Source organism: Silvimonas sp. JCM 19000, assembly GCF_054652575.1.
The window spans coordinates 89084-107280 of record NZ_BAAIHC010000013.1 but is presented as its reverse complement, the minus strand read 5'-3'; the positions used below and the strand labels follow the sequence as shown (position 1 = coordinate 107280).

At 59.6% G+C, this 18197-nt stretch carries 18 protein-coding genes; 12 read left to right on the top strand and 6 right to left on the bottom strand.

Annotated elements, in window-relative coordinates:
- The 3 genes from ACYQ1A_RS13225 to ACYQ1A_RS13215 are packed head-to-tail and all read right to left on the bottom strand — an operon-like array spanning position 1 to position 1882.
- On the bottom strand, positions 1-318 hold the full coding sequence (locus ACYQ1A_RS13225; protein ID WP_062224975.1) for an STAS domain-containing protein: 318 nt from the start codon (positions 316-318) through the stop codon (positions 1-3).
- 21 nt (positions 319-339) lie between these two features.
- Positions 340-708, bottom strand: coding sequence for a response regulator (locus ACYQ1A_RS13220; protein WP_499362661.1), 369 nt, complete (start codon positions 706-708; stop codon positions 340-342).
- A gap of 46 nt (positions 709-754) precedes the next feature.
- Positions 755-1882: a methyl-accepting chemotaxis protein gene (locus ACYQ1A_RS13215; RefSeq protein ID WP_499362659.1), complete on the bottom strand. Its 1128-nt coding sequence runs from the start codon at positions 1880-1882 to the stop codon at positions 755-757.
- Positions 1883-2103: 221 nt separating this feature from the next.
- On the opposite strand from ACYQ1A_RS13215, the gene astA reads away from it, so the two are divergent.
- From astA to astE, 4 genes are all read left to right on the top strand, one after another.
- A complete protein-coding gene (gene astA / locus ACYQ1A_RS13210; protein ID WP_499362657.1) occupies positions 2104-3120 on the top strand; it encodes an arginine N-succinyltransferase in 1017 nt (338 codons plus the stop codon).
- Between the two features lie 109 nt (positions 3121-3229).
- Positions 3230-4687 (top strand): succinylglutamate-semialdehyde dehydrogenase, encoded by a 1458-nt coding sequence (gene astD / locus ACYQ1A_RS13205; protein ID WP_499362655.1) that lies wholly within the window; start codon positions 3230-3232, stop codon positions 4685-4687.
- Between the two features lie 35 nt (positions 4688-4722).
- Positions 4723-6063 (top strand): N-succinylarginine dihydrolase, encoded by a 1341-nt coding sequence (gene astB / locus ACYQ1A_RS13200; protein ID WP_499362652.1) that lies wholly within the window; start codon positions 4723-4725, stop codon positions 6061-6063.
- A gap of 69 nt (positions 6064-6132) precedes the next feature.
- Positions 6133-7143 carry a succinylglutamate desuccinylase gene (gene astE, locus ACYQ1A_RS13195; protein ID WP_499362650.1) on the top strand — a complete coding sequence of 337 codons (1011 nt, stop codon included), beginning with the start codon at positions 6133-6135 and terminating at the stop codon, positions 7141-7143.
- A gap of 1082 nt (positions 7144-8225) precedes the next feature.
- Here astE and ACYQ1A_RS13190 read toward each other — a convergent pair.
- Together ACYQ1A_RS13190 and ACYQ1A_RS13185 are read right to left on the bottom strand one after the other, a co-directional pair.
- Positions 8226-9128, bottom strand: a complete 903-nt coding sequence (locus tag ACYQ1A_RS13190) for a C40 family peptidase (RefSeq protein ID WP_499362648.1) — start codon at positions 9126-9128, stop codon at positions 8226-8228.
- Between the two features lie 62 nt (positions 9129-9190).
- A complete protein-coding gene (locus ACYQ1A_RS13185; protein WP_499362646.1) occupies positions 9191-9355 on the bottom strand; it encodes a hypothetical protein in 165 nt (54 codons plus the stop codon).
- A gap of 142 nt (positions 9356-9497) precedes the next feature.
- Here ACYQ1A_RS13185 and ACYQ1A_RS13180 point away from each other — a divergent pair, with 142 nt between their 5' ends.
- From ACYQ1A_RS13180 to ACYQ1A_RS13165, 4 genes are all read left to right on the top strand, one after another.
- On the top strand, positions 9498-11183 hold the full coding sequence (locus ACYQ1A_RS13180; protein ID WP_499362644.1) for an ABC1 kinase family protein: 1686 nt from the start codon (positions 9498-9500) through the stop codon (positions 11181-11183).
- Between the two features lie 104 nt (positions 11184-11287).
- Complete coding sequence (locus tag ACYQ1A_RS13175; RefSeq protein ID WP_499362642.1) at positions 11288-12166, top strand: DMT family transporter; 879 nt, start codon at positions 11288-11290, stop codon at positions 12164-12166.
- Between the two features lie 57 nt (positions 12167-12223).
- Entirely contained in the window at positions 12224-12400 is a 177-nt protein-coding gene (locus ACYQ1A_RS13170; RefSeq protein ID WP_499362640.1) for a hypothetical protein, read from the top strand.
- Positions 12401-12607: 207 nt separating this feature from the next.
- Positions 12608-14419, top strand: coding sequence for a M61 family metallopeptidase (locus ACYQ1A_RS13165; protein ID WP_499362638.1), 1812 nt, complete (start codon positions 12608-12610; stop codon positions 14417-14419).
- 55 nt (positions 14420-14474) lie between these two features.
- Here the strand turns inward: ACYQ1A_RS13165 and trmL are convergent, their stop codons facing one another.
- The gene (trmL, locus tag ACYQ1A_RS13160; protein WP_062222715.1) at positions 14475-14942 is read right to left on the bottom strand and encodes a tRNA (uridine(34)/cytosine(34)/5-carboxymethylaminomethyluridine(34)-2'-O)-methyltransferase TrmL; all 468 of its coding nucleotides are present in this window, start codon (positions 14940-14942) and stop codon (positions 14475-14477) included.
- Positions 14943-15083: 141 nt separating this feature from the next.
- Here trmL and purU point away from each other — a divergent pair, with 141 nt between their 5' ends.
- The 4 genes from purU to gspG are packed head-to-tail and all read left to right on the top strand — an operon-like array spanning position 15084 to position 18190.
- The gene (purU, locus tag ACYQ1A_RS13155) at positions 15084-15935 is read left to right on the top strand and encodes a formyltetrahydrofolate deformylase (RefSeq protein ID WP_499362636.1); all 852 of its coding nucleotides are present in this window, start codon (positions 15084-15086) and stop codon (positions 15933-15935) included.
- A gap of 7 nt (positions 15936-15942) precedes the next feature.
- A complete protein-coding gene (locus ACYQ1A_RS13150) occupies positions 15943-16527 on the top strand; it encodes a hypothetical protein (protein ID WP_499362634.1) in 585 nt (194 codons plus the stop codon).
- A complete protein-coding gene (gene gspF / locus ACYQ1A_RS13145) occupies positions 16524-17729 on the top strand; it encodes a type II secretion system inner membrane protein GspF (RefSeq protein WP_499362632.1) in 1206 nt (401 codons plus the stop codon). The genes ACYQ1A_RS13150 and gspF overlap by 4 nt, the downstream gene beginning before the upstream one ends.
- Before the next feature lie 8 nt (positions 17730-17737).
- On the top strand, positions 17738-18190 hold the full coding sequence (gene gspG, locus ACYQ1A_RS13140; protein ID WP_499362630.1) for a type II secretion system major pseudopilin GspG: 453 nt from the start codon (positions 17738-17740) through the stop codon (positions 18188-18190).
- Positions 18191-18197: the final 7 nt, after the last annotated feature.

Below are 18197 nucleotides of genomic sequence, written 5' to 3'. Positions count from 1 at the left end.
TCAAGGGCGCGTAAAGATCATGGGGTCGCCAAAATGGCCCCCCAGATTGCATAGCTCAAACACTTCCAGCACCGGCTTGCTGTGATTGACAAAGCTGATCGGCTTTTGCTGGCGAGCGGCTTCCTGCTTGAGCATCAACAACAACTGCACACCAGCGGTATCGATTTCTTCCACTTGCGCCAGGTCGACCGTAATGGCTTCGAGCGCGCTTAATTCAGCCAGCAATTGTGGCTTGAGCTGGTCGGCCTGATAGATATTGAATTCACCTTCAATATGTAGCGTGCCGCTGGCGTCGAGATGTTCGCTGCGTAAAGGCATGGCGGCCCCCGGGGGGTGACGTTAGGGCAGGATCAGCTTGGCGACCGCATCCAGCAAAATGGGCGGCTGAAACGGCTTGACCACCCAGGCGCGCACGCCAGCGGCTTTGCCTTCCATTTTTTTGCTCTCTTCGGCTTCGGTGGTCAGCATGATCACCGGCGTGAACTTGTAGGCGGGCAATTGCTTGGCCGCCTTGACGAAACTGATGCCATCCATATTCGGCATATTGACGTCCGAGATAATCAGATTGAGCTTGCGCCCATCCAGTTTGCTCAGCGCGTCTTTGCCGTCCACCGCTTCGACGACGGTGTAACCGGCTTGCTTGAGGGCAATGCCCACCACCTGCCGCAGGCTGGCGGAATCGTCCACGATCAAAATCGTTTTGCTCATGCGGGCTCCTTTGGGCGGGTCGGGCCTGCCTGGTCTTGTTGCCGAGTCAGAAAAAAGTAACTGAAGAAGCCGGGCTGGCAGCCGCAGCGCTCTGACCGTCGCCACCGTGGGCGGCTTTTTGTTCGAGCGTGGTGTAGGTGCGTTGCAGTTCATCCAGCCAGCGCGCGGTGTCGGGTGCGGTGGCGTCATGGCCGTTGCGCTGCAATTTGCTGATGTCGTTACCGACATGATCAAGAATCTGATGCACCCGATCCTGGAACTGCAGATTGACCAGCACATCGGAAATCTCGCGTTCAACTTCGTGGCCGTCCTGTTCCAGCCGTTGCAGGTTTTCATTCAGCGTTTGCGTGGTTTCTTCAAAACGCGCTATCACCTGGCGGATGATGCCTTCGGCCCCGCCGATCATCTTGCTTTCTTCGCTGGAAAAGCGTTGCGTCATGTTTTGGGTGTTCTGCATGGCGGCATTAACCAGTTGCACTTTTTCGCTGATGCGCTTGCCGGTTTCTCCCGACAGCGTCGACAGCTTGCGCACTTCATCGGCCACCACGGCAAAACCGCGACCCGATTCGCCCGCCCGCGCCGCTTCAATGGCGGCATTCAGCGCCAACAGATTGGTTTGTTGCGCGATGGTGGCAACGTCGGTGGCCATGCGTTGCAATTCGTCGGTATAACTGGCCAGGCCGTTCACTTCGGCCAATAAAGATTCGCGCGCGGCAATCGCATGATTCAGCGAATCAATAATCCCGGATAAATCGCGTTCGGATTCCTGAATGGTCTGGTGGATATTCTGCGCACCGGCCGTGCCCGAGCGCGCTAGCGTGTCGGACAATTGCTGATTGATATTGGAGAAACGCAGCACCAGATTGTTGGCGGCATCGCCCATTTGCGTTTGCGCCAATTGCACGTGCTTGCCCCATAACGGTAATACCGCGCTGAGAAACTGCGGCCAGCCGCCGCCGGTGTGCAGCGGCTCGGCGCTGGGTGTCCAGCTTGGCGTGGCGGCGACGGCGGTCGTTTGCGGTACGCTGCGCGCCAGGAGCAGCACGGCAATGCCAAGCACGATGCCGGCGATCAGGCCGTACCACCACAGGGTGGCCAGCCAGGCCAGTGCAATCGTATTCACTACGGCAAAAGCGATAAACAGTAACCAATAAACCGGGGAGCTGGTTTTCACGACTTATCCTCTTGTCATAAGTCATTTTCTTTCTAGATGAGGCCGCTTACGAACGCAAGCATCGCCCCGGAGTTAAAACAAATCGCTGATTGAACTGCGCAATTTGTTACCTTATTTGTAAGATCTACCAAAGATTCGGGCGTTTTATTGCAATCGGTTAGTGGTTTACCGAATGGTTGCTTGCTGTAACCGTGCATTACCCTGCGGGCAAAGGAAAATTCATGCGTATACGCTTTTTGCAAGACTCTGATCTGGATGGTTTGATGGCGCTGGCGCAAGCAGCGGGCGTGGGCGTCACCACGCTGTCGGCTGACCCGCAACGGCTGGCTGCGCGCATCGCCGCCAGCACGCAATCGGTAGAAGGCAGTCCGGATCAGGCCGATGCCAGCTACTTTTTTGTGCTCGAAGACGAAACCACCGGCGCGCTGGTGGGCACCTCGGGCATCGAAGCCGCCATCGGCATGCATGACACCTGGTACAACTATCGCGTCGGCCTGGCCGTGCATGCCTCGCGGGAACTGGAAATTTATAAACAGCTGACCACGCTGTTTTTAAATTCGGACCTGACCGGCGCGTCGGAATTGTGCTCTTTGTTTTTGCTGCCGGATTGGCGCAAAGACGGTAATGGCAGTTTGTTATCGCGCTGCCGCTTTTTGTTTATGGCGGAATTTCCCGAGCGATTCTCCGAGCGCGTGATTGCTGAAATGCGCGGGGTATCCGATGAAAATGGCCGCTCGCCATTCTGGGAAAGCCTGGGCCGACATTTCTTCAAAATGGATTTTGCCCGCGCGGATTTTCTGTCTTATGTCGGCGATAAATCTTTTATTGCTGAATTAATGCCCAGCTATCCGATTTATACCTGTCTGTTATCGGAAGAAGCCCAGGCCGCCATCGGCGAAGTCCACCCCGGCACCCGTCCGGCGCGCAAATTGCTGGAAGGCGAGGGCTTTAGATATTCCGGCTATGTCGACATCTTTGACGCCGGCCCCAGTCTGGAATCGCCGCTCAAAGACATCCGTGCCATCCGCGACAGCCGCCTGTACCAGGCGCTGGCCGTTAACGCCGAACCCAAAGGCGGCGTGCCCTGGTTGGTCAGCAATCGCAAGCTGGGCAGCTTTAAATGCGCGCTGGCGCAAACCCGCCCGCTGGAAGACAGCCTGCCGCTGACCGCTGCGGTGCTGGCGCGGCTGGAAGTAGAAGACGGCGACGTAGTGCGTGCGGTGCCGCTTTCGGCTTGATCAGGCACGCGGTAATCTGTTTGCCACATATTTGATTCGCCGCGTACTCACAAGGTGGCGCGGCGGCTTTGCTATTCAATGAGCACCCAACCCTTCGGAGCCTGGATCCATGCTGATGATTAATGGGGAGTGGCGCGCCGGTAGCGGCGAACGCTGGCAATCGCGTAATCCGGTCACACAAGAAACCGTCTGGGACGGCCATGCCGCCAACGCCGCCGAAGTGGATGCCGCCGTGGCCAATGCGCGCGCGGCCTTCAAAAGCTGGGCGCGGCAAGAGCCGGAAGCGCGGCTGGCGGTGGCGCGTAATTTTGCTGAACTGCTCAAAACCAATCAGGCCATGCTGGCCGAGACCATAGGCCAGGAAACCGGCAAGCCGCGCTGGGAAGCCCTGACCGAAGTCACCAGCATGATCAACAAAGTGGATATCTCGATCCGCGCGCTGGATGAACGTACCGGTAGCAAGCAAGCCCCGCAGGGCGATGCGCAGGCCGTGTTGCGCCATCGGCCGCATGGTGTGCTGGCGGTGTTCGGGCCGTATAACTTTCCGGGCCATTTGCCCAACGGCCATATCGTGCCCGCGCTGATCGCAGGCAATTGCGTGGTGTTCAAGCCGTCCGAGCTGGCGCCACTGGTGGCGCAAAAGACCGCCGAACTGTGGCTGGCCGCAGGTTTGCCCGCAGGCGTGCTCAATCTGTTGCAAGGCGGCCGCGACACCGGAATTGCCTTGTCAAAACATGCGGGCATCGATGGCCTGTTGTTTACCGGCAGCGCCACCACCGGCTACCACCTGCATCGCCAGTTTGCCGGCCAGCCCGACAAGATGCTGGCGCTGGAAATGGGCGGCAACAATCCGCTGATTGTGGCCGAGGTGGCCGACGTCAACGCCGCGCTACATCACGTGGTGCAATCGGCTTTTGTGTCGGCGGGCCAGCGCTGTACCTGTGCGCGCCGACTGCTGGTGCCGCAAGGAGCGTGGGGCGATGCGTTTATTGATCGCTTGAGCGAAGTAACGCGCAATCTGACGGTGGGCAGCTGGGATGCCGAGCCGCAGCCGTTTATGGGCGCGGTGATTTCGCTGCAGGCGGCCGAGCAATTGCTGAAGGCGCAAACCGAACTGCATGCCATGGGCGCTTCCAGTGTCCTGACCATGCGTCGCCTGGTCGAAGGCACGGCGCTGCTGTCGCCCGGCATTCTTGATGTGACCCATGTGGCGCATCTGCCCGATGACGAATACTTTGGCCCGTTGCTGCAAGTGCAGCGCTACAGCGATTTTGCTGAAGCCATCACGCTGGCTAACCGCACCCGTTATGGCCTGGCTGCCGGTTTGCTCAGCGACGACGAGGCGCAATATCGCACCTTCTGGCTGGAAAGCCGTGCCGGCATCGTCAACTGGAACAAGCCGCTGACCGGGGCCTCCAGTGCCGCGCCATTTGGTGGTGTTGGCGCCTCGGGCAATCACCGCCCCAGCGCCTGGTATGCCGCCGATTACTGTGCATGGCCGGTGGCGTCGCTGGAAAGTAATGCCCTTACGCTGCCAGGCCAGTTGCCGCCGGGTATGACCCTCTGATTTGTTTGTGATTTTCTGGATTCGGGATTGAATTGATGCGCGCTTTTGAAGCCAATTTTGACGGCCTGGTCGGGCCGACTCATCACTACGGTGGCCATTCCTTTGGCAATGTCGCCTCGACCAGCAATGCCAACAAGGCCGCCAATCCGCAGCAGGCCGCCAGACAGGGTCTGGCCAAGATGAAGGCGCTGGCCGATATGGGCTATCACCAGGGCATTTTGCCGCCGCAAGAACGCCCGGCGGTTGAGGTGCTGCGCGCGCTCGGATTTGGCGGTAGCGATGCCGAGGTGGTGGCGGCAGCAGCCCGCAGCGCGCCGCAGTTGCTGGCCAATGTGTCGTCGGCCTCAAGCATGTGGACCGCCAATGCCGCCACCGTGAGCCCGTCAGCCGATACGCGTGATGGCAAAGTGCATTTCACCGTGGCCAATCTGCAAAACAAATTCCACCGCGCCATCGAACACGAACAAACCAGCCGCACTTTGCGCGCGGTGTTCAAGCACGACGCCCACTTTGCCCACCATGCTGCCTTGCCCATGCATCCGGCCATGGGCGACGAGGGCGCGGCCAACCACACCCGCTTTGCCACCGAATATGGCGCGCCCGGGGTGGAGTTTTTTGTCTACGGCCGCCAGCAGTGGGGCGGCACGCAAGAACCGCAACGTTATCCGGCCCGCCAGACGCTGGAAGCCAGCGCCGCCGTGGCGCGCCTGCATGGCCTGAGCGCCGAACGCGTGGTGTATGCGCAGCAATCGCCATCCGTGATCGACGCGGGCGTTTTCCACAATGACGTGATTGCGGTCGGCAATCTGGATGTGCTGTTTTGTCATGAGCAGGCTTTCGTCAATCAAGCGGGCGTCTATGCTGAATTGCAGCAACACCTGGGCGCACCGTTGCGCGTGGTGGAAGTGCCCACCACGGCGGTGTCGGTGGCGGATGCGGTCAAATCGTACGTATTCAACAGCCAGTTGCTGGCTGGCCCGAATGGCCGCATGAAGCTGGTGGTGCCGCAGGAATGCCAGAACACCCCAGCGGTCTGGGCCTGGTTGCAGCAGATGATTCATGACGGCGGCCCGATCAATGAACTGCTGGTATTTGACCTCAAGCAAAGCATGCAAAACGGGGGTGGGCCGGCCTGCCTGCGTTTGCGCGTGGCGCTGAACGAGGCAGAAGCGGCTGCGGTCAACCCGGCCTGCTGGATGAACGATGCCCAATTTGCCCGGCTGAATGCCTGGGTAGACCGGCATTATCGCGACCGCCTGAGTGAAGCTGATCTGGCCGACCCGCAATTGCTGATTGAAGTGCGTACCGCGCTGGATGAGCTGACCGGCATTCTGCAAACGGGATCAATCTATCCGTTTCAGTTGGCTGGCGCCTGAGGCGGGCGCAAACGCAGATTAATCCGGAGCGGCGCAAGCCGCTTCGTTACTTGATAAAGGATGACACCGATGTTCCAGGGATCGTTTCTGGCCGCAACGCTGGCCGGCAAAACCACGCTGGGCCTGCCGTTCTACCTGCCCCATGGCGCCAATGTGCAGATCATGGACGAAGGCGTCATCCGCTTTGGCCCGCGTGACCCACAATCCAGCCCACTGCATCTGGTGATCTCATGCGGCGTGCACGGCAATGAAACCGCACCGGTCGAGCTGGTTGAGCGCTTGATCGCCGCTTTGCTCAGCGGCGAACTCAAGCCGCGTGCACGGGTGATGTTTGTGTTGGGCAATGTCGCGGCCCTACGCGCGGGCACGCGCTTTGTGCAGCAGGATATGAACCGCTTGTTCTGTCGCATTCCGGAAGCCAGCGACGACGACGAAAGCCGTCGCGCGACCATGCTGGAGATGCATCTGATGCGCTTTTTCAGCCGTGCCATTCAGGATGATAAACCGCGTCTGCATTACGACTTGCACACGGCCATTCATGGCTCGCAGATCGAGAAATTTGCCATTTACCCGCGGCCGAACGAGGGGCAACACTTTCAGCCTGCTGCGGTGGCGCGGCTGGCGCGCGGTGGCGTTGCGGCCGTGCTGTTGCAGACCAGTACGGCACCGACGTTTTCGTATTTCTCTTCGCGCCATTGCGGCGCCACCGCCTTCACCGTCGAACTGGGCCGCGCCGCGCCGTTTGGCCAGAATGCCGCGCTGGATCTGAGCCAGATGGAAGCGCATCTGCGCGCCTTGATCGGTGGCGAGGTGCCGATGGACGACAGCGCCCCGGCCTCGATGCAGGTGTTCCGCGTCTCGCGCGAAATCATCAAGCGCAGCGAGGCGTTCGAGCTGTTTATCGACGCCAAAACCGACAACTTTACCCCGCTGATCCAGGGCCAGCCGCTGGCCCGTGATGGCGAGCATACGTGGACGGTGGAAGAGGCAGGGGCGCGGATTATTTTTCCGAATCCGGACGTGGCGGTAGGGCAGCGGGCGGGGTTGGTGATTGTGCCGACGGAGAGTTACGCGCGGTGATTTTTTGCGGGGGGAGGTGGGGGATAGAGCTTTTAAACGCTTTAGCCTGCGGCGCATGTTTTGAAACCGGGGGGCGCCCCGTTGCGCCTTACTTTTCTTTGCTTCGCCAAAGAAAAGTAAGCAAAAGAAAGGCGACCCCACTCGCGAATCCTTCGCTCGCCAGGGGGCCCGGTAGGTCAAAAGCCGAAACGGACCGTCTGCTACTTCAGCATGTCAGCTGCCGCTCCGCGGAACTTCGGTCGGACGGAGCCCGTACCGGTCTCCTTCCCCTCCCTCGACAGGTAATGGCTGCTGTTTGCCAAGGGGGCTGCCTCGTTGCTGCGCAACATCGGGTGGGCGTGATGGTGACGGGTAACAGTGAACATCTGCATCGCTTGCTTAACGCATTTGTTTTGCAAGGCCACCGCCGTCTAATTGGTCACCCCTTCCGCCACGACCGCCAACTCTCATAGGGTGGGTCAAGACCCACCACCCAAAGCCACAAGCAAGAACACCCAACGCAACCGCGAGCACGTAGGTTGCGTTACCCCATCGGGGTAACGCACATTTCCCCGATTACGCCATGCCCATCATTCCTTGCCGCCATCCGGATTTCGTGTTTTTCAAAGCTTCGGTGGCATAACCAAAATGTGCGTTGCCCTACGGGTAACGCACCCTACGTTTGCATGCGTTCGCGAGAGGGCAAAAACATGCGAGCGTTTCGGCTTGGTTGTTCTTGCATGCCACTTTGAGTGGTGGGTCTTGACCCACCCTATGCGTTAAGCACGCGCACTAGTCATTCACTGTCACGGCTCAGCATCCACGCCCACGATGTTGCGCAGCAACGAGGCAGCAACCCCGGCAAACCAGCGCCATCTCCTGAGCGTCGCGTACGCGGAGCGGCAGCTACCATGCGAAAGTCCCAGACGGTTAGTTTCGGCTTTTGACTTACCCCCGCATCGCGCCAGCTAAGGGCGGCCTCTTTGGTTACTTTCTCGGCTGTAGGAGAAAGTGACGTGCTCCCGGGCACCCCCGGGTAACAAAACACCCGCCGCAGGCTAAGCGTTTAAGGATTTACAGCCAAAGCAGTGCACCCGGCCTCATCAGCGTTTTTTCTTCTTGCCGCTCGACTTCTTTACCGGCGCCGCCTTCTTGCTCGACTTGCTGGTGCTTGCTGCCGCCTTGCTGCTGGAGGTCTTCGGTTTGCTGCATACCGACACCACGCGCTTATGTTTGCCTTTGCCCTTGGTGACCTTGCGGCAACTGGCTTCAGCGGGCGCATCGGCTGTGGTGATGCCGGCAGCGGCAGAAGACTGGCCGCGGTTTTCTTCGCGTGCCGTGCCAGCCATGGTCAGCAAGCTGGCCAGGTTAGGCGCATCGCCAGCCACGCCCTCGATCCGCCGCGCGCCGTCAAAGCGGGTGGTCCAGTATGCCTGGGTCAGGTTGGCCACCTCGATATCGCGCCCGGTTCGGGGCGAATGGATAAAGCGGTTGTCACCCAGATAAATGCCGACATGCGAAAAGCGACGGCGCAAGGTATTAAAGAACACCAGGTCGCCGGGCTTCAGCTCGGTGCGGTCCACATCGCGGCCGGATTGGCTCATGGCCAGCGCATTGTGCGGCAGGGCGATATTGAGCGCGTTCTGGAACACGTAACGCACAAAGCCGCTGCAATCCAGACCCTGCTCCGGCGTTTTGCCGCCCCATTTGTATTTAACGCCGATCAGGCTCATTGCCTGCAGCAGCAGGTTCTGCGCGGGCGCGTTGGGGTTGTCGGGGTTGGAGGGGTCGTTGACGCCGGTGTTGGAAGAAGAATTGCCGTTGGCCTCGGGGGCACTATCGGCACTGCCTTTACGTGTGCGTGGCGCGGCCGTCCAGGCGCTGCCAGCGGGGGCAGTCGCATTGCTGGAACCGCTGCTTTGGGCGCCTGGCGCCGAAGCCGCAGCGGGAAGGTCGTCCGCCCACACCCCGCACATCGTCAAGCCCAAGGAGAGGGCGATTATCAACCGTAAGCATTTCATGGGGCCAGACTGTATCGGATGAGCGAAAACGCTGTAAAGCCTCAGGCTCACGAACGGTGTCGTGCCAAGGCGCATTTTTGCTGGGTTTGCGGGCGCTGAAAGCGGTGTGTGGGCGTGCCGGAAAAGCGGTTTTGCGGCAACGCCGGAGCGCGTTCGATACCGTTGATCGGCCTTGGTTCCCTGTTTAAAACAGCGGTTTGCAGTTTTTTCATCAGCCCGGCGCGTGCATGCGGGCGATGACGCCGCAGGATGGTGTTTTGGCCAAAATAGTTTATCTTTGACACCGTTTGCGTTAGCGGCGCGTCAGTCCGCAGCCAGCACACTTTGTAATCTTCAAGAATTCACCGGAATCTCATGCTCAAGGAAACCTTCACCGTCATGCGCGATTTGCCGCGCGTCCGCGAAATCATTGCGGTATTGATGCGGCACGGGCTGGGCAATCTGGTGCAGCGGCTGGGTCTGGCGCATGGGCTGGAGCGGGCGGGTGATTTGCTGCGTTTGCCCGGCGATCATGGCATCGAACTGCTGGACCCGCCGGTGCGCGTGCGCCGCGCGCTGGAAGAACTGGGCCCCACCTTTATCAAGCTGGGGCAAGTGCTGGCCACGCGGGTGGACGTGTTTACCCCCGACTGGATTGTTGAATTTGAAAAACTGCAAAGCGCGGTGCCGCCGGTGCCATTTGCGCAATTGCTGCCCGAGCTGACGCTGGTATTGGGGCGCGATCCCAACGAAATCTTTGATGAGCTCGATCCGATCCCGGTGGGCTCCGCCTCGATTGCGCAGGTGCATCGGGCCCGGCTCAAGACCGGTGAAGATGTGGTGCTTAAAATCCGCCGCCCTGGCATCGTCAGCAAGATCGATTCGGATTTGCGCATCCTGCGGCAGATTGCCGCGCTTATGGAATTCGAGTTTCCGGAAAGCCGCCGTTATCAGCCGGTGCGCATCGTCGATGAATTTGCCAAATCGCTGAAACGCGAACTGAATTTGTCGGTGGAGGCGCGCAATCTGGAGCGCTTTCAGCAAAACTTTGCCGGCTCGGCCGATATTGAAATTCCCTCCATCCATTGGGAATACACCAATGAATGGATGCTGGTACAAACCTGGATCGGCGGCCTGGCCGGCAATGACCTGGCCGGGCTGGAGCAGGGTGGTTATGACCGCGCGATGTTGGCGCGGCGAGGTGCCGATGCGGTGCTGAAGATGGTGCTGATCGACGGGTATTTTCATGCCGATCCGCATCCGGGCAACGTTAAATATCTGCCAGGCGATCGCATTGCGTTTCTGGATTTCGGTATGGTTGGGCGCTTGCCACATCAACGCCGCGATCAGATCGTCGATTTGCTGGCGGCGCTGGCCAAGCGCGATGAGCACGGCATTCTCGAAGTGCTGATGGAATGGACCGGCGATACCGTAGTGGATGAGGAATCGCTGGCCAATGATATTGCCGGCTTCATTTTTAATTATGAAAACCTGCCGCTGCGCGATATCCAGTTTGGCGCGCTGCTGAATGATGTGGCGATGATCATGCGTGAGCATGAAATCACCCTGCCTGCCGATTTGACGCTGTTGTTCAAAGCCCTGATTACGCTGGAAGGCCTGGGCCGCCAACTCAATCCCGGTTTCCAGATGATTGAGCATCTCACGCCGTTTGTGCGCCAGGTGATGATAGAGCGCTACAAGCCCGAGGCGCTGTTCAAACGCGGCAAGGCGGGCCTGACCGAGGCGCTGGATTTGATCAGCGGCTTGCCACGCGATATCGGCAAGCTGATCCGCCAGGCGCGCCGGGGCAATGTCAAAGTCGATCTGGATTTAAAGCGGCTGGATCGCTTTGGTACGCAAATCGCCAAAAGCGCCAATCGATTGACCATGGGCATCGTCACCGGCTGTTTGATTATCGGCTCATCGATCGTGATGACGGTAAAGGCCGGGCCCACCTTGTTTGGCTTGCCCTTGCTCGGCTTCTTCGGTTTCATGATTGCGTTCTTCAATACGCTGTGGCTGATTTTTTCGATCTGGGTCTCGGGCAAAGAAGAACGCTAGGGCGCGCCAGCCGGCAGGCGCCACTTTGCTGAGACGAAACGGTAAGGCGCCGCGTGGGCACATCGATTATGCTGCCGGCTCTGCCATCACCGGAGCCCGTCGCCATGCCTGCCCTTGAGCTCATCGTGTTAGGCGCCATCTGGGGCGCCTCGTTTTTATTCATGCGCGTCGGCACGCCGGAATTCGGCCCCTTGCCGTTGATACTGGTCCGGGTCGGGGTCGCCTGCCTGGTGTTGCTGCCGGTCATGCTGCAAGCCACGGCGCGCCAGCAAGTCCGCAAAAACTGGTGGTCTTTGCTGATTGTCGGGGCCACCAATTCAGCGCTGCCGTTCTGCCTGTTTGCCTGGTCCACGCTGTACCTCAACGCGGGCATGGATTCGATCCTGAATGCCACCACACCGCTGTGGGGCGCGCTGATTGCCTATCTCTGGCTCAAAACGCCGCTGACGCGTGATCAATCGCTGGGGATGGTGTTGGGCGTCAGCGGCGTGGTCATCCTGGCGTGGCCCACGGTGCAACATGGCCAGGCCTCGACTTTGCCTGCGATGTTGGCGGTATTGCTGGCGACGGGGTCATATGGCTTTTCCGGGCACTATTCGCGCCGCCATCTGAGCGAGGTTTCGCCGTATGTAAATGCCTGGGGCAGCCAGTTCTTTGCCACGCTCTTGCTGGTCTTGCCCGCCTGCTGGCTGTGGCCGCAGCACGCCGTCAGCACGCGGGCGTGGGCGGCGGTGTTGACCCTGGGTTTGCTGTGCACCGGTCTGGCCTATGTGATTTTCTTTCGGCTGATCCGCGCGCGTGGCGCTGCCTTCGCGATTTCGGTGACGTTTTTGATCCCGCTGTTCGGCGTGAGCTGGGGCGCCCTGTTTCTGGCCGAGCCGGTTGGCTTTGAGCTGGTCATCGGCGGATTGGTCATTCTTGTCGGCATTGCGATGACGACAGGTAAGCTGAAGCTGCTACCACAACGCTGGGCCACCGCCTAAGCTGGGAACAGAGGACCGGCATGGCCGGTCACATGCGTTCATTACCAGGAGTCAAAAATGGTCCAGGATCCGAATCGCCAATCTGAAGAACTCGATTATCCCCAGCGCAAAGAAGCCGATCTGCACCAGGATATCCTTAACAAGGGCAGGCAGTCGCACGGCGAAAAACCACAGTACAGCCAGGTCAAAGATCCTGAGCCGGTGGCAGATACTGGCAAAAAGCAGTCATCCTGATTGGTGTGCGCTGCGTTGACCAGATAGCAAGCGTGAAGGCGGGTGCAGACCTGCCTTCATTGCTGTGTGGCGGTCCAGATGCCGCGCTTGCTTGCCGCGGCAATAATATGCCCGCGCGGGTGCGGCACGCGCCAGAGATTGCCCGTCGCGTAAACGCGTTGCATAGTTCTGCCTTCGCCTTAGCCCCATCCCCGCTTCAGGACCGTTATGCCCCACTATCAGATCCAGCCTGCCGACCTTAAAGCCCATTATTTTGACGTGACGCTCACCATCAATAACCCGGACCCGCAAGGCCAGGTGGTGTGGCTGCCCGTGTGGATTCCCGGCAGTTATCTGGTGCGCGAATTTGCCCGCAATATTGTCTCGATGGCCGCACACAGCAAAGGCAAGCCGGTGGCGATCACCAAGCTGGACAAGCATCGCTGGCAAGCGGAGCCGGTTAAAGGCAAGTTGCAGTTGATCTATCGCGTCTATGCCTGGGATTTGTCAGTGCGCGGCGCTTATCTGGACGAGACACGCGGTTTTTTTAACGGCACCAGCACCTTTCTGGCCGTGGCCGGGCAAGAAAGCGAAGCTTGCAGCGTGGAACTGCTGCCGCCCGGCGATAGCGTTGCCAGCAAATGGAAAGTCGCCACCACCTTGCCGCGCGCGGGCGCCAAGGCGGGCAAGTTTGGCGCATATGTCGCCAGCAATTACGACGAGTTGATCGACCATCCGGTGGAGATGGGCGATTTTAACGAAGACAGCTTCAAGGCCTGCGGTGTGCCGCACCAGTTGGTGTTTGCGGGCCGCCATAACGTGGATATGAAGCGGCTGAAGCAGGATCTGAAAAAGATCTGTGAATACCAGATCAAGCTGTTTGGTGAGCCGGCGCCGTTCGACGAATACACCTTTATGACCATGATTACCGGCGACGGCTATGGCGGGCTGGAACATCGTGCCTCGACCGCGCTGATGGCCGGGCGCGACGATTTGCCGCTACCGCACGAAACCACGATGAAACCGGCGTATCGCCAGTTCCTGGGTCTGTGCAGTCATGAGTATTTTCATAGCTGGAACGTCAAGCGCATCAAACCCGCCAGCTTTGCGCCCTACGATCTGCATCGCGAAGGCTATACGCGCTTGCTGTGGGCGTTTGAGGGCATCACATCGTATTACGACGATCTGACCCTGGTGCGGGCCGGCGTGATCAGCCAGCAGGATTATCTGGATTTGATCGCCAACACCTTGACCGGCGTGGAGCGCGGCGCAGGTCGGCTCAAGCAAACCCTGGCGGAATCCAGTCTGGATGCCTGGGCCAAATATTATCGCCAGGACGAAAACAGCCCCAACGCCATCGTCAGCTATTACACCAAGGGCGCACTGGCTTCTTTGTGCCTGGATCTGACCATACGTTTGCGCACCCACGGCGCCAAGAGTCTGGACGATGTGATGCGCGCGCTGTGGCAGCGCTTTGGCAAGGATTTCTACAGCGCTAACGGCGGTCGTGGCGTGGGCGAAGAAGAGTGGGAACGTGTGGCGATTGAAGTCACCGGCGTGGATTTGCGCGAATTTTTTGATATGGCGTTGCGCTCGACCCAACCCTTGCCGGTGGCGGAATTGCTGGCGCAGTTTGGTGTAGAAAGCCAGTTGCGCGTACCGGCTGGTGGCGCAGACAAAGGCGGCTGGAAAGAGCTGGCCGCGCCGGGCAATAGTCTGGGCGCGCGTGTGGCCAGCGACGCGCTGGGGGTGAAGCTAACGCATGTGCTGGATGGCGGCGCCGTGCAGCAAGCTGGCTTTAGCGCGGGCGATGTGCTGATCGCGATGGACGGCCTCAAGCTCAGTGCCGGCAATCTTGATGCCGCATTGGGCAATCGCCCGGCCGGTGCCGAAGTCGAAGTGCACGCCTTCCGCCGCGACGAGCTGATCCGCCGCAAACTGGTCATCCAGGCGGCCAATGCGGATACGTGGGGTTTGCGTATCAATGCGGTGGTTGAGGCCGGGGTGGCTGCGGCGCGCAAGGCCTGGCTGGAAGGCTGACCGCAGCGGACGTGCCCGGCGGCTGTCGGGCACGTCATGTTTGATCAATTCGCGCTTAAACGCCGCCGCTGTAACCCAGTTGTCGCCAGGCTTCATACACCGTCACGGCGACGGCATTCGACAGATTCAGGCTGCGCACCTGCGGCAGCATCGGCAGGCGAATGCGGCGCGCGGCTTCAAAGCGCGCCAGCATGTCATCAGGCAGGCCGCGGGTTTCGGGGCCGAACACAAAGGCGTCCCCTGCTTGATAGGCCACACCGTCAAAGCGGCTGCTGCCTTTGGTGGTCATCGCAAAATAACGCGTCTCGGGCGGCAGACTGGCCAGCAGCGCGGCAAAATCATCATGCACGCGCATTTCGGCGAACTCGTGATAATCAAGCCCGGCGCGGCGCATGCGCGCGTTATCGAGTTCAAAACCCAGCGGGCGCACCAGATGCAAAGTGCAGCCGGTATTGGCGGCCAGGCGGATGACATTGCCGGTATTCGGCGGAATTTCCGGTTGAAACAACACGATATGAAACATGGATGCGCTAGTGTCTCGCGGACACGCAAAAAACAAGGTCCGACATAATGCCATGACGGCACGGTTAAGGCCTGGGTAAACGCCCGAGCGGACAAGGTTGCTGCTAGAATCGCTGCGAATAGAACAAACCCGGACTGCTGTATGAACACCGCTACGCTGTTGATCAGCTGCCCAGACCAGAAAGGTCTGTCGGCGGCGATCGCTAATTTTCTGTTTACCTACAACGCCAATATCGTTCACTCCGACCAACATCAGGACAGCACCGATGATCTGTTCCTGATGCGGGTGGAGTGGGACCTCACTGATTTCACCCTGGATATGGCCAGCTTTGCCCCGGCCTTCCAGCCGATTGCCGATCGCTTTCGCATGCAATGGACCGTGGCCCTGTCGGCCGAGCGTCCGCGCGTGGCGATTTTTGTCAGCAAATATGATCACTGCCTGGTTGATTTGCTGCATCGCCATCAAAGCGGCGAACTGGCTTGCGATATTCCGCTGGTGATTTCCAATCACGAAGACTGCCGCGCCGTCACCGAGTTTTATGGCGTGCCGTTTCACGTAATCAGCGTCAACAAAGACAACAAGGCCGAAGCCGAAGCCGCGCAGCAGGCCTTGCTGCGCGCCAACCAGATCGATCTGATCGTGCTGGCGCGCTATATGCAGGTGCTGTCGCACGATTTCACCGCGCAATGGCCGCAGCGCGTCATCAATATCCACCACAGTTTTTTGCCGGCCTTCGACGGCGCCAAGCCTTACCACCGTGCCTTTGCCCGCGGCGTCAAACTGATCGGCGCCACCAGCCATTACGTGACCGAAATCCTCGACGACGGCCCTATTATTGAACAAGACGTGCAACGCATCTCGCATCGCGAAGATGTGGAAGACCTGGTGCTCAAAGGGCGCGATCTGGAAAAAGTAGTGCTGTCGCGCGCGGTCAAATGGCATCTGGAAAACCGCGTGCTGGTTTATGCCAACAAAACCGTGATCTTTGCCTGACCGCCGCATGAACGGTTTTCTGCGCGATGTCCTCAGCGTCTGTCTGCTGCGATTCAAGTCGCTGGAGCAGTACAGCTACGCGCCGTGGTTGACCGCCCTCTGGCTGACGCTGGCGGGCGTGACCGACGCCATGTCGAACGACGACATCATGGGGGCATGGCCGCTGCGTTTGCTGTTCTTTGTAGTGGTGGACTGGACCCAGGCCGTGGGCGCCGCGCTGTGGTTGACGGCGTGGTTTAAATGGATAGAGCGCAAACCGGTGGAGTTCAGCTTTTTTCCGCTGGTGGTGCTGGCGGGTACGCCGCAAATGGTCGCGCCTTTGATCGATGGCATCGGCGAGCCGCTGGGCAGTTATGTGCGCACCGCGCTGGCTTTGTACGGTCTATTGGTGTTGATCTACGCGGTGTCGCGCAGCACCGGCAAGACGCTCGGGTCTGCCGCCATCGCGGCGCTGGCGTTTATTCCTGTGGCTTTTGTTTTGATGGGTGGCACCACCGCGATTGCCGAGCGCATGGGCTGGATCGATCTGCCCGCCGTTAGCGCCGACGCGCCGGATGCCCCCGATGCTTCTAACCCGGAGACTGACCTGTGACCGCGTTCCGATATGTGGCCGTGCAACAGGATGGCGGCAACAAACGTGGCCTGATCGAAGCCGACACGCCGCGCCAGGCGCGCCAGCTATTGCGCGACCAGGGTATGTGGGTCAGCGAACTCGACGCCATCAGCGCGCAGCCCAAACGCCGCTTTGGCACCGCGCGCGGGCTGGGCACGCAAAAGCTGGCCATCTGGACCCGCCAGTTTGCCACTTTGCTTGATGCCGGTCTGACCATCGAACAAGCGCTGGCGGTCTTGCTGGAGCAGAGCGAGGACGAAAAAGAAAAGCGTCTGTCGGCGGCTTTGCGTAGCGAAATCCTGTCCGGCGCTTCTTTGTCGCAAGCATTGACGCGGCAAACCGGCGCGTTCCCCGAGTTGTATCGCACCATCGTGGCGGCGGGCGAAGAGTCCGGCAAAGCCGGGACGGTGATGCAGCGGCTGGCTGATTATCTCGAAAGCCGCGCGGCGCTGGGCAGCAAAGTGGCGCTGGCCTTTGTGTATCCGGCGGTGGTGATGTCAGTCTCCATCCTGGTGGTGGTAGGGCTGCTCACCTGGGTCGTGCCGCAGATGGTGACGGTGTTCCAGAGCGCCAAACAGCAATTGCCGTTTTTGACGGTCGCCATGTTGTGGTTGTCGGCGGCGGTGCGCTCATGGGGTTGGTTGATGTTGCTGGTGGCGATTGCCGCAGGTTTTCTCAGTTGGCGTGCACTCAAGCAAGAAGCGGTGCGGCGCACCTTTGATGCCTGGGTGCTGCGTCTGCCTTTGTTCGGGCGCTTTGTGCGTGCTGGTAACACGGCGCGCCTGGCCTCGACGCTTGCCATTCTGGTGGGCAGTGGCGTGCCTTTGCTCAAAGCCTTGCAAGCGGCGGTGGGCGTAATCGGCAACTTGCCCTTGCGCGAGGCAGTGCAAGAAGCCTCGCGCCAGGTGCGCGAAGGGATGACGCTGTCGCGCGCCCTGAATGAAAGCAAATTGTTTCCGCCGGTGTTGATCCATCTGATCGCCAGCGGCGAGGCAACGGGCCGGCTGGAATATATGCTGGATAAAGCCGCCGCCCAGCAAAGCCAGGAACTGGAAAACCGCGTCGCCACCTTCACCAGTCTGCTGGGTCCGATCATGGTGTTGCTGATGGGGATCGTGGTGTTATTGATCGTGCTGGCGATTTTGCTGCCGGTCTTTGAAATGAACCAACTTGTAAAATGAGGTCAACGATGTCTGCAGCTGTTTATGGCCGCGCGCAACGCGCCGTCCAGCGTGGTTTTACGCTGATTGAAATTCTGGTTGTGATTACGATTCTGGCGATTCTGGGCGCGTTGATCGTGCCCAAGATCATGGACCGCCCGAACGATGCGCGCGTGGTCGCGGCCAAGCAGGATATCCGTTCCGTCGTTCAGGCGCTCAAGCTGTACAAGCTGGATAACGGGCGCTATCCCACCACCGAGCAGGGCCTCAAGGCCTTGGTCGAAAAGCCGACCACCGAACCCAATGCCAATAACTGGAAAACCGGTGGCTATTTGGAAAAACTGCCCAAAGATCCGTGGGGCAATGACTATGTCTATCTGAACCCGGGCCTGCACGGCGAAATTGACGTGATGAGTTACGGCGCAGATGGCCAGTCCGGTGGCGAAAACTACGACGCCGATATCGGCTCCTGGCAGCAATAAACCGGTG

Bases quoted from the DNA above. Each gene is read 5' to 3' on its own strand.
- ACYQ1A_RS13225 (WP_062224975.1), bottom strand. From the start codon at position 318: ATGCCTTTACGCAGCGAACATCTCGACGCCAGCGGCACGCTACATATT.
- ACYQ1A_RS13220 (WP_499362661.1), bottom strand. From the start codon at position 708: ATGAGCAAAACGATTTTGATCGTGGACGATTCCGCCAGCCTGCGGCAG.
- astA (WP_499362657.1), top strand. From the start codon at position 2,104: ATGCGTATACGCTTTTTGCAAGACTCTGATCTGGATGGTTTGATGGCG.
- astD (WP_499362655.1), top strand. From the start codon at position 3,230: ATGCTGATGATTAATGGGGAGTGGCGCGCCGGTAGCGGCGAACGCTGG.
- astB (WP_499362652.1), top strand. From the start codon at position 4,723: ATGCGCGCTTTTGAAGCCAATTTTGACGGCCTGGTCGGGCCGACTCAT.
- astE (WP_499362650.1), top strand. From the start codon at position 6,133: ATGTTCCAGGGATCGTTTCTGGCCGCAACGCTGGCCGGCAAAACCACG.
- ACYQ1A_RS13185 (WP_499362646.1), bottom strand. From the start codon at position 9,355: ATGAAAAAACTGCAAACCGCTGTTTTAAACAGGGAACCAAGGCCGATC.
- ACYQ1A_RS13180 (WP_499362644.1), top strand. From the start codon at position 9,498: ATGCTCAAGGAAACCTTCACCGTCATGCGCGATTTGCCGCGCGTCCGC.
- ACYQ1A_RS13175 (WP_499362642.1), top strand. From the start codon at position 11,288: ATGCCTGCCCTTGAGCTCATCGTGTTAGGCGCCATCTGGGGCGCCTCG.
- ACYQ1A_RS13170 (WP_499362640.1), top strand. From the start codon at position 12,224: ATGGTCCAGGATCCGAATCGCCAATCTGAAGAACTCGATTATCCCCAG.
- ACYQ1A_RS13165 (WP_499362638.1), top strand. From the start codon at position 12,608: ATGCCCCACTATCAGATCCAGCCTGCCGACCTTAAAGCCCATTATTTT.
- trmL (WP_062222715.1), bottom strand. From the start codon at position 14,942: ATGTTTCATATCGTGTTGTTTCAACCGGAAATTCCGCCGAATACCGGC.
- purU (WP_499362636.1), top strand. From the start codon at position 15,084: ATGAACACCGCTACGCTGTTGATCAGCTGCCCAGACCAGAAAGGTCTG.
- ACYQ1A_RS13150 (WP_499362634.1), top strand. From the start codon at position 15,943: ATGAACGGTTTTCTGCGCGATGTCCTCAGCGTCTGTCTGCTGCGATTC.
- gspG (WP_499362630.1), top strand. From the start codon at position 17,738: ATGTCTGCAGCTGTTTATGGCCGCGCGCAACGCGCCGTCCAGCGTGGT.